Genomic DNA, 11,585 nt, shown 5'->3' with positions numbered 1-11,585 from the left:
AGTCCGGCGCCGACCTGATCATCTTCCTCGACGTCGACTGCATGCCCGGCCCGGATCTGGGGTGCAGGTACGCGGAGCTCCCGTCCGACGCGGTGGGCGTGGGCCCGGTCACCTACCTACCGGAATCCGCGGGGGCACCGGACCCCTCCGAGCTGGCGGAACTCACCGACCCTCACGCCGCGCGGCCGTTCCCGGAACACGGCGTCCGACGACTCGAGGCGGACGAGTTCGGGATGTTCTGGTCGCTCTCCTTCGCCCTCCACTCCGACCTCTGGACACGTATCCGCACGGATTTCGGTGGGTTCGACGAGCAGTTCACCGGCTACGGCGCCGAGGACACCGACTTCGGTCGCAGACTGCTGTACCGGCGGGTGCCGGTCGTGCTGGTGGCGGGCGCCCACGCCTACCACCGGTGGCATCCCGTGTCGTCTCCGCCGGTGGAGCACCTGCAGGATCTGCTGCGCAACGGGGCCCACTACGCCGAGCGCTGGGGCGAGTGGCCGGCCCCGGGGTGGTTCGAGGAGTTCGAGCGGAGGGGCCTGGTCCGCCGTCGCGGCGACGGCTGGGAGGCTGTTCCCGCACGCCGGAACTCCGAGGGCCGCCGCCCGGGACCCGGGGCCTGACCCCGACGAGAAGAGCGTTCCGAACACATCGCTCGAGAGGCGGGTGTGCGGAACGCTCTTGTCGATGGGGGCCGGGCGGGGCCTCAGCCCAGGAACGCCTTGTCGGACAGTGTCGCGCCCTTGATGTTGGCGAACTCCTTGAGCAGGTCCTGCACGGTGAGCGACGCCTTCTTCTGGTCGTCGGCCTCGTAGACGATCCGGCCCTCGTGCATCATGATCAGCCGGTTGCCCAGCCGGATGGCCTGCTCCATGTTGTGCGTGACCATGAGCGTCGTGAGTCCGCCCTCGCGGACGATCCGCTCGGTGATCGTGGTGACCAGCTCGGCCCGCTGCGGGTCCAGGGCCGCGGTGTGCTCGTCGAGCAGCATGATCCGCGGTTGGGTGAACCCGGCCATGAGGAGCGAGAGCGCCTGTCGCTGGCCTCCCGAGAGCAACCCGACCTTGGCGGTGAGCCGGTCCTCGAGACCCAGCTCGAGCATGGCGAGCTGGTCGGCGAACTGCGCGCGGCGCTTCTTGTTCAGGCTGGGGCCGAGTCCACGTCGCCTGCCCCGCAGGACCGCGAGCGACAGGTTCTCCTCGATGGTGAGGGTGGGCGCGGTCCCGGCCAGCGGGTCCTGGAAGACGCGGCCCACGTACTTCGCACGCTTGTGGTCGCGAAGTCGGGAGACGTTCCTACCGTCGATGTCGATCCGCCCGGCGTCGGGGATCAACCGCCCGGACACGACGTTGAGCAGGGTCGACTTGCCGGCGCCGTTGGAGCCGATCACGGTGACGAAGTCGCCCTCGGCCATCGTGAGGCTGAGACCGTGGAGTGCGCGGCGCTCGTTGACGGTGCCCGGGAAGAAGGTCTTGGACACATCGGTGACTGTCAGCATCGTCAGGTCTCCTTGGCGCCGGTCGCGGCGGTGTCGGCGGACTCGGGCCCGGCGTCGACGGCGGTCCCGGCGCCCGCCACCGCGCGCTCGTTCGCGGCGACCGCGGTCGTGGGCTTGCGCCCGAACCGACCACCCATGGATTTCCACCTGGGCACGAGCAGTGCGATCACCACCAGGATCGCCGTGATGGCCTTCATGTCGTTGGGGTTCAGGCCCACCTGCAGGGCCGCGAAGATGATGAGGCGGTAGAGCACCGCACCCACGACCACGGCGAACACGGCGAACACCAGCCTGCGCTGGCCGAGGATCGCCTGGCCGAGGATCACCGATGCCAGGCCCACCAGGATCAGCCCCACGCCCATCGAGATGTCGGCGAATCCGCTGTACTGCGCGACCAGGGCGCCGCACATGCCCACGAGGCCGTTGGACAGGGCGAGGGTGAGGGTCTTGGTGAAGTCGGTGGAGACACCGAACGAGGAGATCATCGGGCCGTTGTCGCCCGTGGCGCGGATCGACAGTCCCAGGTTCGTGGTGAGGAACCAGACGACGACGAGGCCGAGCAGCACCACGGCCAGCGCGAGGACGGCGACGCCACCCCAGGTGCCGAGGATGCCGGCCTCGCGCAGCGGTGTGAACGCGGTGTCCTGACGCAGCAGCGGGACGTTCGCGCCTCCCATGATCCGCAGGTTGACCGACCACAGGGCGATCATGGTGAGGATGCCGGCCAGTAGCCCGTCGATCTTGCCCTTGGTGTGCAACAGTCCGGTGACCACGCCGGCGAGGAACCCGGTGACGAAACCCGCCAGGGTCGCGACCACCGGGTTCCAGCCGGCGAGGAGTGCGGTCGCCGCGGTGGCGGCGCCGGTGGTGAAGCTGCCGTCGACGGTGAGGTCGGGGAAGTTGAGCACGCGGAAGGTCAGATAGACCCCCAGCGCCATGACCCCGTAGATGAGGCCTACCTCGACGGCGCCGATCACTTCTTCTCAGCCTCGGCGAGGATGTCCTCCGGGATGGTGACGCCCTGGCGCTCGGCGGCGGCCTCGTTGACCACGTAGGTGAACTCCGTCGCGGTCTCGACCGGCATCGTGGCCGGGTCCTCGCCGTCGCGGAGGATGCGCAGCGCCATCTCGCCGGTCTGGCGGCCGAGCTCGGTGTAGTCGATGCCCAGCGTGGCGACGGCGCCGCCCTCGACGGTGCCCTCCTCCGCGGCGATAACGGGGATCTGCTTGGACTCGGCCACCTGGACCAGCGAGGCGATACCGGAGACGACCATGTTGTCGGTCGGGACGTAGATCGCGTCGACGTCACCGAGCGCCTCGACGGCCTGCTGGATCTCGTTGACCGTGGTGACGGTCTGGGTGACGATCTCCAGGTCGAGCGGGCCGGCGGCCTCCTCGGCCTGGTCCACCTGGACCTGCGAGTTGACCTCGCCCGAGGCGTAGACGATGCCGACGCGCTCGGCGTCGGGGACGATCTCCTTGAGCAGCTCGAGCTGCTCGTCGATCGGCGCGGCGTCCGAGGTGCCGGTGACGTTGGCGCCCGGCTCCTCCATCGAGTCGACGAGCTCGGCCGAGACCGGGTCGGTGACCGCGGTGAACAGCAGCGGGATGTTGATGATGTTCTGGGCCATCGCCTGGGCGGCCGGGGTCGCCACTGCCAGGGTGAGGTCCAGGTCGTCGGCGGCGAACTGCTGCGCGATGGTCAGCGCGGTGGCCTGCTCACCGTTGGCGTTCTGCTCGTTGAACTCCACCTCGACACCGGCGTCGGCGAAGGCCTCCTTGAAGCCCGCGGTGGCCGCGTCGAGGGCGGGGTGCTGGACGAGCTGGTTGATGCCGATCGTGTAGGACTCGCCGCCGCCACCGGCGGCGTCATCGTCGGAGCCGCCGGTGCAGCCTGCGAGGACGAGTGCCGAGGTGGCCACCAGTCCGGTGAAGAGCGTCGCGCGTGAGAATGCCATGTGCCATGCCTTGTCTACGGTCACGGGTGAGCGTGAGGGGCCGGATGCGTTAACAGTGCTGGCACATGAGGGTACCGGGTCACACCGACCGGGTAACCCGGGACTCACCTCACGGGTTGCTGATCCGGCTCCGATTCCGCCAACTCGCGTTTCCAGGTGCGGAAACCCTCCTCCGTGCGGCCCCGGCGCCAGTATCCCGAGATCGAGGCCCGCCGGGCCGGGACGCCGCGTCCGGAGCGCAGCAGGGGGCGCAGGTGCTTCATCACGGTCTCGGCCTCGCCGTGCACGAACACCTGCACGTCGCCGTCCGGCCACGGCATCTCCCGGAGGGCGACGACCAGCGGCGCGTCGCCGTCGATCCGTCCGGGGCCGGCGTGGGTGGAGGGGGTCCCGCGGTGCAGCCAGGTGATCCGCACCCCCTCCGGAGCGGTGAGCGACACCTCGTCGTCGTCGTCTCCCACCTCCAGGAACACCGCTCCCACCGAGTCCTCGGGCAGGGCCTCCAGCGCGGCGGAGATCGCGGGGACCGCGGTCTCGTCCCCGGCGAGGAGGTGGAAGTCCGCCTCGGGGTCGGGACGGTACCCGCCGCCCGGCCCCCGGACGGTGACGTCGGTCCCGGGCGCGACCGTCCGGGCCCACGGCCCCGCCACGCCCGCGTCTCCGTGCACGACGAAGTCGATCCAGATCTCGCGGGCCGGGAGGTCGACGCGTCGCACGGTGTAGGTCCGCACCACGGGGCCGTCCTCGGAGGGCAGTTCGAGTTTGACGTAGCTGTCGGTCTCCGCTCGCGGGGCGAAGGCGTCGAACCCCGCGCCGCCGAGGACGACCCGGACCATGTGGGCGCTCACCGTCTCGGTGCGCAGCACGGTGAGGGTGGTCGGGGTGGGGCTCTTGCGCTCATCTGCCACGGGGGCCTCCTTAAGTTAGGCAACCCTATCTTGCCAGTCGGCGCGTCCCGACCGCGCGGTCGTCCAAAGGGTTCCCCCCTTCCGTGTTGCAATGTAAGATATATGTGATCTGAAACAGGGCCGTCGACGCGGGCGGCACGGACAGGCCCGGGGAGTGATGTGATGAACGCAGGGACGCGATCCGCCGACGCAGGCGTCGACCCGACGAGGATCCGGCACCTCCCCGACCTGTCCACGCACCTATGGTTCTGGCTTCCCGCCGCGAACGTGGTGATGCAGCTCGCCGACCCCGCCGTCGGGTACGGCGTGGTCGAGAGCCGGGTGGACCGGGGCCGCGGTGACCTCCGTCCGATCAAGCGCGGCAGGACCACCGCCCAGTACCTCGCCGTGGCGACGCTGGGGAACCAGGAGGACAGGAAGTTCTTCCACGAGGCGGTGCGGGAGATCCACGCGCAGGTCTACTCCACCGGGTCCAGTCCGGTCCGCTACAACGCCAACTCCGCGGCCTCACAGACGTGGGTGGCGCTGTGTCTGGTCCGCTACTACATCGATCAGTGGGAGATGGTGCACGGGCCGCTGTCGGAGGCGGAGCTCGACCGGGTGATCGAGCTCGCGCGGCCGCTCGGCACCACCCTGAACGTGCCCGAGGCCCGGTGGCCGGCGAGTTGGACCGAGTACGAGCGGCGATTCGCCGAGTGCATCGACGGCGTCCGGATCGACGACACCGTCCGCGAGTACCTCCAGTCGCTCGCCGACTTCACGGTCCTCGAGATCCGGATGAAGCAGCTGGGGACTCTCGCGCACAAGACCCTCGGCCCGTGGAGTCTGTCCATGACCAAGTTCGCGGTCCCCGAGCGGATCCGTGACGAGATGCGCTGGACCATCACCCCTCAGGACCTCCGGCGCCGCCGGATCATCGTGAACCTCGCGGCCGCGCTCGACCTGGTCCTGTCCAGGCCGCTGCGCGTGGTCTACACGCTCAACCTGTGGGACCTCCGGGTGCGCCGACGGCTGGGGATCGCCGTCTTCTGAGCGCGGGTCTCAGGACGCACGGAGGAACTCCATCGGGGCCGTCGCCTCGAAGTGCGCGCTGACCTCGCCGACCAGTCCCCCCTCGAGCCCGGTGTCGGCGACCAGGTCGAGCTTGCGCACGGGTGCGCCCTCCGACAGGTCGAGGCCGTCCAGCCGGACCCAGACGATGTTGGGCCGACCGGTGTCCTCGAAGACGTACACACCGTCGACGTGGTCGGTGATGGTCCGCCACAGGGTGGTGGAGGCGTTGGGGTGATCCGGATCCGGCACGCGGAACGGTTGGGACGCGTTGCGCATCACGCTCAGCAGCTCCGCGACGGCCCCGGTCCGGTCGGCGGGCGCGGGGAGCCGGTCCAGGTAGAAGGCCGCGCGGGCGAACCGCTCGTCGGCGTCCGTGCCGCCGGGGAGGGGGCGGTCACCGCCGAAGCCCTTGATCTCGTGGAGGCGTTCGAGCTGCTCGGCGAACGGCGGCGAATTGGTCATGACCGTGTAGGACCGGTCATGCCAGATGTGGGGTTCACCGTCGATGTACTCGATGATCGCCGAGTCGCCGCTGCGGTCGTCGAGCGCCAGGTGGACGGTGACGGTGGTGCCGGTGACCGGGTCTCCGGACGTCCGGATCTGGACCCGGGACCGACGCATCCAGTCCACGGCCTCGGCGACGGTCGCGAAATTGTCCAGCATGTACTGCACCCACGCGGAGGCGCTCAACGCCGGACGGTCCGGGTCGCGCTCGCCGTAGTCGGACTCCGCCAGCCACAGCAGGTGGCCGGCCAGGCCCGCCTCGTTGATCCCGTCCGTGCTCGCCAGGTCGTAGGCCGCGGCCACCACGCTGCCGTGGACCGAGGTCCAGCGGAGGCTGTCGTCCACGCCGTTGTCGCGGGAGAGTCCCCGGGGGAACGCCCACAGGTTGGTCCGCAGATCCACCTCGTAGTCCATGGTGCGGCCGGCCAGGACCAGGTCCTCACCCGTTGACCAGAGCGTTCGCGTGCACATGGGTTGCCCTCCCGGAGCATCGACCTCGGAGATGAAGAAAAACTATCACCCGGTGTGCTGCTCGGGACGCGAACGCGCTCGGCGCCGCAGGCGGGGGTGCCGGGCTCAGCGGCCCTCCTCTCAGCGGCCCTCCGCTCAGCGCCCCTCCACTCAGAGCCCGCCCACTCAGAGCCCCATCGCGTTCATGCGGGCGGAGATCCTGCCGTCCGTGCTCACGATCGGGGCCTCGGAGTCCACCCAGGAGTCCCCGCCGAAGTACAGCTGGAAGATCTTCTCCGCCGTCCGGGTGGCGAGCGCCTGGGTGGTCAGGGTCGGATTGGGTCCGCCGAGCGCATTGGCGAGCGCCGAGTTGTCGGCGATGAACAGCCGCTTGACCCACCGCGCCTCGGCGTTCGCGTCCAGCACCGAGTTCTGGTCGGACTCGCCCATCCGCATCGACGAGTGCACGTGGAGCAGCAGCGGAGCCCAGTCCAACCGATACACCTTCTTCGCTCCGGCGGCCCGCATGATCTCCGCGGACTTGCGCACCATGAACTCCCGGTTCTCCTGTGTCCGCGGGGAGCGGTTCCGCAGCGTGATGTCCACCTTGGCCGGCGCGCCGTTCTCGTCGGCGGGGAAGAGGGACGGGGTGATCCGGTTGGTCGACTGGACGTGATCGTCGGTGATCACGAGGAAGTTGAGCAGGTTGTCGATCCCGCCCATCATGAGGTCCTTGAGCTCGTTGCCCACCAGGCGGCCCGAGGGGCCGTCCCACGGTCCGTAGAGTCCGCGCCCGTTGTCGTAGACCCCGCGGACCCCGGAGTCGGACAGTGACAGCGTGAACGCCTGGATCGCGGGACCCAGCCCCACGTTCTCCATGCCGCCGCGACCCGGCCAGTCCATCCGTGCGGCCGAGTTGGCTCCCTTGGAATTGCCGGTGTACTCGTCGAAGCTGCCGACCACCCAGTCGAAGTGGTGGTCGGTGTGCCCGCGGCCGACCCAGTCGTTCGGGTTGGGCAGCCCGCTGTTGAACCACAGGCGAGGGCTCTCGGTGACCCCGCCGGCCAGAACCACGACGCGGGCGTCCTCGGAGAAGGTCGCGCCGGTGGTGTTGTTGCGCCAGGTCACCCCCCTGGCCACGGTGTGCGCACCTTCCTGCTCGTGCCGGATGGACTGTACGAAGCTGTCCGCGATCAACTCGAAGGCGCGGCCTCCGGGTCGGACCGCGTCCGCGGTCAGCCCGAGCGGGACGTAGCTGTTGTCCGTGGAGCGTTTGGCGTACTGGTTCCGCGGGGCCTGCCGGGGTACGTAACACCCCTGGAAGCAGTGACCGCAGAACGTGCAGCCGGTGGCCTGCGGGTAGGTGAGCAGGTTGGAGTCGTCCGTCCGGCCCGAGTTCCCCCCGGGCTGGAGGATCGCGTTCTGCTGGGGCCGGAACGCGGGCCTGGTGATGTCGCGGGAGGTCTGGACCGGGAGCCCGATGCCCTCGCATCCCCGGAAGGTGATCTCCTCCTTGGTGCCCATCGCCGCGGTCTCCACCGGGAGCGTCGCCTCCACCCATTCCAGGTACGGGACCAGCTCCTCGTAGCTGAAGGGGAAGAGGTGGGCGGTGTCGTACTCCGCGGCGTCCGCACCGGTGTACCCGCGGAACGCTCCCGGCATGGGGCGGGGACTGTTCCCGTAGTAGTGCTGGGTGGTACCGCCGACGCCGGACAACTGCCAGACGAAGAGGTTGTCGGTCCATTCCCGGAACCACGCGGGCTTGTCCCGGTCCTCCGGGCCGAAACGGAGGAACCCGTCGTTCGGGTTGTTGGCGTCGTTCTCCGCGTGGGACCACTGGTTCTCGGGATCGGCGTGTCGGGGGCCGCCCTCGAGGACGAGGACGTCCAGCCCCCTGCCGGCCAGCTCGGCGGCGACGACGGGGCCGCCCCCTCCTGCTCCGATGACGATGACATCACGCATCCGCGGGCACCTCCGTGCGGTTCTGGTAGTACCCGATGAACTCGGGATGGCCGTCGACCAGGCCGGTGGGCCGGAACCCGGTGAGGTCCCAGGGGACGGGCCGAGGGGTCACCGTCCGGGTCGCGCGGTCGAAGTTGTTCTGCTCGGAGTACACGCCGAAGGCGGTGCCCTGGAGCAGGATCCCACCGGCGAAGCGGAGGAATCCCGACGCCGAACCGCGGAGCGGGACCGGCAGGGCGCCGTCGATGATCGAGATGAGTTGCGGGACGGGCCCCTCGATCCCCTCGAGCACCCGGCACTTGTCCCCGAGCGACAGGCGGGAGAACGGCGACCCGAGCGGGCCGACGATCGATCCGGGGTTGACGAGTAGCGCGCCCGTGTTGAGCAGCAGCGCGACGGGGAGCGACAGGGGGAGGACGCGGTCGCTGTAGACGTACCCGAGGACCTGGTCGATGCGGCGGCCGTCGGGTTCGCTCAGGCCGAGGAAGGGCTCTGTGGGGATCCCCATGTCGGAGAGCGCCTCGCCGAGCCCCAGCGCGAGTGGTCGGGACAGCTGATCACCCATCGCGAGGTAGTTGTCGAACAGGTCCTTCATGAACTCGCCGCCGCCGACCTCGATCGGTCCCGGGTCCTCGCGCGGCGTGCCCTGTTGCCTCGACCACTCGTCGGGTCCGGGCATGACCATCACACACAGCGCCCGCATGGTGTCCAGGGAGAACTCCTCGACCGCGTCGAGGACGGCACTCCCCGTGCCCTGGGCGTTCGCTCGTCCCACCGCTCCGAGGGAGCCGTTCAGGGCGCCCGGAAACGCGACGCCCGCGCTGACGAATGCACCGAACAGGGACGCCCGCGCGAGAAAGGCCCTCCGGTTGAATTGATCCATGACCCCGCCTTTCGATAGCACAGTGGGGTCACCGTAACGATGTGATATTCCTCACGCCACCGGTTGGGGATGATTTCTTTATCCCTCGAGCTATCCCTCGATCAGCCCTCGTTGTCACGGATGTCGTGTCGGCCCGTGAAGGGCAGGAGGCTCGAGGCGTCGCCCAGATCGTCGCGACCGATGACCCCCAGGCTGCCGTCCTGTTGGAGGATCACCGCCGCGACCTGCTCGAGCGAACCCTTCCCGGATTGCCGGGCCGCGGTGTGGACGTCCTCCTCGAGAAGGCGGTGGCTCCGTAGCGCCCTGCCCTGCATCCGTCCCTGGTAATAGAGGAGGATCGGCGGGCTGTCCAGCAGGGACCGGACGCGCGGAGACCGCGCGCGGACCGCCGCGAACAACCACTGGACGCCCACGAGTAGCGCCAACACCAGGACCGTCTGCGCCAGCGGCACCTCGGTGGCGGTGAGTGTGCGCCCGAACGCCGAACCGATGGTCACCGCCACGATGAAGTCGAGGGGCGTCATCTTGGCCATGGTGCGTGGGCCGGATACCCGGAGGATCACGACCAGGGCGACGAAACCGCACACGACCATGACGACGGAGTGGACGACCGGTTCCCAGCCGTCCCAGAGCAGAGTTGTATCCATGACGCGAATGGTGCGCGCACCGCGGTCGGAGGACAACCGGCGTCGACGGGAACGGCCCCGACCGCACGGGCCGTGGTCCGTGCGGTCGGGGCCGTTCAGCTCCGCGTCACGAGGCCCGCGCGGCGATCGGGGTGGCGGATCTCAGCGGGCAGCGGTCCTTGGCGGCGAGGAGGCAGGTCGCCGCGGCAGTGCCCAGGACGGCGACGGTGCCCAGGATGATCGGTGCGGCGGGGAAGGGCAGCTCCTGGGACAGGACGAAGGCTCCCATGAGCAGGACGAAGTAGCCGAACCCCTTGCGCAGCGCCTTCTCGGGGACGACCGAGGTGAGCCGGATGCCGACGAAGGAGCCGGCGATGGCGGCGGCGGTGACGGCGGCGACGAGCGGCCAGTCCAGGCTGACCGAGGTGAGGTAGCCGCCGAGTCCAGCGAAGGATTTCATGGCGATGACCAGCAGGGACGTGCCCACCGCGACGGTCATCGGTAGACCCGCCAGGAGCACCAGGGCCGGGACGACGAGGAATCCGCCGCCCGCACCGACCAGTCCGGTGGCGGCGCCCACGACGAGACCGTCGAGCAGGATCCGCCACAGCGGGTGGTGATGGGTGGTGCTCTGGCCGTCGCGGTCCTTGCGACCCTTGATCATGGCGCCCGCGGTGGCGATCATCATGATCGCGAAGGCGACCATCAGGACGGTGCCGGGGATGTAGCCGCCGGCCAGCCCGCCGCCGAACGCGCCGACCATGCCGGCGGCGCCGAAGATCAGGCCGGTGCGCCACCGGACGTTGCCCTTGCGGGCGTGGCCGAACAGGCTGACCAGCGAGGTCGCGCCGACGACGAACAGCGAGGTGGCGATGGCCTCCTTGGGATCGAGTCCGCCGATGTAGGTGAGCAGCGGGACGACGAGGATGGAACCGCCCCCGCCGAGCAGGCCCAGAGACAGTCCGACCAGGACGGCCAGGGCCACGACGATGATCGTGGTGATCTCCATGTCAGGTGCCTTTCTCCGGCGGGGCGCCGGTTCCGGTGTCGCGGGTCGGGTGGGTCAGGAGCGGGCGGGCAGCGAGTCGAGCACGGAGCCGAGTCCGGGCTCGTCGGCCGAGCGGTTCCACGGCATCTTCGACAGGGCGGCGGCCATGGCGCAGGAGTTGCTCGCGGCGGAGTAGGTCAGCCCGGCCCCGATGGCGCCGGCGAGGTAGGCGAACTTCGGGGAGAGCACCTTCGAGGCAGTCACGCCCGCCAGCACGAGGGAGCCGGCGGCCATGCGGACCTGCCGGTCCATCGCCCACGGGCCCGCGCCGCGGACGACCTCGCCGCCGGCGGACTCGAACGCGGCGATCCCGCCGTCGAGGACGGTCACCGAGTCGGGGTCCACGCCCACGGACTCCAGGCGCTCATTTGCCTGGCGGGCGCGGTTGCCCGACTGGCAGATCAACACGACCTGTCCGGGCAGGCGGGAGGCGAACTCCTCCCCGTGCTCGGCGAGCAGGGGCAGCGGCACGTTGTAGGAGCCGCGGATGTGGACCGAGGAGTACTCGGCGCCGGACCGCACGTCGATGACGGTGGGCGGGGAGTCCGAGTGCATCGCATCGCGCAGGTCGGCCGGGGCGATGGTCGGGGCGTGGGTGAGGCTGGAGAGCATGGGTGGTGTCAGCCCTTTCGTGTGGGGAATCGGAGTGGCGGCGGGTCGCCGCGGGGCCGGGGGCCGGACGGGTGGTCCGGCCCC

Annotated in this window: 12 protein-coding genes; 2 read left to right on the top strand and 10 right to left on the bottom strand. The window is 69.9% G+C overall.

Going from position 1 to position 11,585, the window contains the following annotated elements; genetic code table 11:
- The coding region (locus G6031_RS12670; RefSeq protein ID WP_182653448.1) for a galactosyltransferase-related protein at positions 1 to 623 on the top strand (623 nt) is incomplete at its 5' end.
- An 83-nt stretch (positions 624 to 706) separates the two neighbouring features.
- Here the strand turns inward: G6031_RS12670 and G6031_RS12665 are convergent.
- The 4 genes from G6031_RS12665 to G6031_RS12650 form a co-directional block, all read right to left on the bottom strand.
- Positions 707 to 1,498 carry an ABC transporter ATP-binding protein gene (locus tag G6031_RS12665; RefSeq protein WP_095718491.1) on the bottom strand — a complete coding sequence of 264 codons (792 nt, stop codon included), beginning with the start codon at positions 1,496 to 1,498 and terminating at the stop codon, positions 707 to 709.
- Between the two features lie 2 nt (positions 1,499 to 1,500).
- Positions 1,501 to 2,475 (bottom strand): ABC transporter permease, encoded by a 975-nt coding sequence (locus tag G6031_RS12660; protein WP_179523781.1) that lies wholly within the window; start codon positions 2,473 to 2,475, stop codon positions 1,501 to 1,503.
- On the bottom strand, positions 2,472 to 3,455 hold the full coding sequence (locus tag G6031_RS12655) for an ABC transporter substrate-binding protein (protein WP_182645369.1): 984 nt from the start codon (positions 3,453 to 3,455) through the stop codon (positions 2,472 to 2,474). Before G6031_RS12655 ends, G6031_RS12660 begins: the two co-directional genes overlap by 4 nt.
- Before the next feature lie 104 nt (positions 3,456 to 3,559).
- Entirely contained in the window at positions 3,560 to 4,363 is an 804-nt protein-coding gene (locus G6031_RS12650; protein WP_182618298.1) for a siderophore-interacting protein, read from the bottom strand.
- 162 nt (positions 4,364 to 4,525) lie between these two features.
- On the opposite strand from G6031_RS12650, the gene G6031_RS12645 reads away from it, so the two are divergent.
- Positions 4,526 to 5,395, top strand: coding sequence for an oxygenase MpaB family protein (locus tag G6031_RS12645; protein ID WP_182653447.1), 870 nt, complete (start codon positions 4,526 to 4,528; stop codon positions 5,393 to 5,395).
- A gap of 9 nt (positions 5,396 to 5,404) precedes the next feature.
- Here G6031_RS12645 and G6031_RS12640 read toward each other — a convergent pair whose 3' ends face one another.
- From G6031_RS12640 to G6031_RS12615, 6 genes are all read right to left on the bottom strand, one after another.
- Complete coding sequence (locus G6031_RS12640) at positions 5,405 to 6,391, bottom strand: linear amide C-N hydrolase (protein WP_179523778.1); 987 nt, start codon at positions 6,389 to 6,391, stop codon at positions 5,405 to 5,407.
- 165 nt (positions 6,392 to 6,556) lie between these two features.
- A complete protein-coding gene (locus G6031_RS12635; protein ID WP_182653446.1) occupies positions 6,557 to 8,332 on the bottom strand; it encodes a GMC oxidoreductase in 1,776 nt (591 codons plus the stop codon).
- Entirely contained in the window at positions 8,325 to 9,215 is an 891-nt protein-coding gene (locus tag G6031_RS12630) for a hypothetical protein (protein WP_179523777.1), read from the bottom strand. Before G6031_RS12630 ends, G6031_RS12635 begins: the two co-directional genes overlap by 8 nt.
- 101 nt (positions 9,216 to 9,316) lie before the next feature.
- Entirely contained in the window at positions 9,317 to 9,862 is a 546-nt protein-coding gene (locus tag G6031_RS12625; RefSeq protein WP_095718483.1) for a YetF domain-containing protein, read from the bottom strand.
- 106 nt (positions 9,863 to 9,968) lie between these two features.
- Positions 9,969 to 10,850 carry a sulfite exporter TauE/SafE family protein gene (locus G6031_RS12620; protein ID WP_182653445.1) on the bottom strand — a complete coding sequence of 294 codons (882 nt, stop codon included), beginning with the start codon at positions 10,848 to 10,850 and terminating at the stop codon, positions 9,969 to 9,971.
- Positions 10,851 to 10,904: 54 nt separating this feature from the next.
- Positions 10,905 to 11,501, bottom strand: a complete 597-nt coding sequence (locus G6031_RS12615; RefSeq protein WP_182653444.1) for a rhodanese-like domain-containing protein — start codon at positions 11,499 to 11,501, stop codon at positions 10,905 to 10,907.
- Positions 11,502 to 11,585: the final 84 nt, after the last annotated feature.

The sequence above is a fragment of the Dietzia sp. CQ4 genome, from assembly GCF_014145125.1.
In the GTDB taxonomy this organism is placed as follows: domain Bacteria; phylum Actinomycetota; class Actinomycetes; order Mycobacteriales; family Mycobacteriaceae; genus Dietzia; species Dietzia natronolimnaea.
Note: the sequence above shows the minus strand (reverse complement) of the source record. Positions and strands in the feature narration are given on the sequence as shown.

What these genes read in the sequence shown, in the direction of transcription:
- G6031_RS12665 (WP_095718491.1), bottom strand. Translation starts at nt 1,498, where the DNA reads ATGCTGACAGTCACCGATGTGTCCAAGACCTTCTTCCCGGGCACCGTC.
- G6031_RS12655 (WP_182645369.1), bottom strand. Translation starts at nt 3,455, where the DNA reads ATGGCATTCTCACGCGCGACGCTCTTCACCGGACTGGTGGCCACCTCG.
- G6031_RS12645 (WP_182653447.1), top strand. Translation starts at nt 4,526, where the DNA reads ATGAACGCAGGGACGCGATCCGCCGACGCAGGCGTCGACCCGACGAGG.
- G6031_RS12640 (WP_179523778.1), bottom strand. Translation starts at nt 6,391, where the DNA reads ATGTGCACGCGAACGCTCTGGTCAACGGGTGAGGACCTGGTCCTGGCC.
- G6031_RS12635 (WP_182653446.1), bottom strand. Translation starts at nt 8,332, where the DNA reads ATGCGTGATGTCATCGTCATCGGAGCAGGAGGGGGCGGCCCCGTCGTC.
- G6031_RS12630 (WP_179523777.1), bottom strand. Translation starts at nt 9,215, where the DNA reads ATGGATCAATTCAACCGGAGGGCCTTTCTCGCGCGGGCGTCCCTGTTC.
- G6031_RS12625 (WP_095718483.1), bottom strand. Translation starts at nt 9,862, where the DNA reads ATGGATACAACTCTGCTCTGGGACGGCTGGGAACCGGTCGTCCACTCC.
- G6031_RS12620 (WP_182653445.1), bottom strand. Translation starts at nt 10,850, where the DNA reads ATGGAGATCACCACGATCATCGTCGTGGCCCTGGCCGTCCTGGTCGGA.
- G6031_RS12615 (WP_182653444.1), bottom strand. Translation starts at nt 11,501, where the DNA reads ATGCTCTCCAGCCTCACCCACGCCCCGACCATCGCCCCGGCCGACCTG.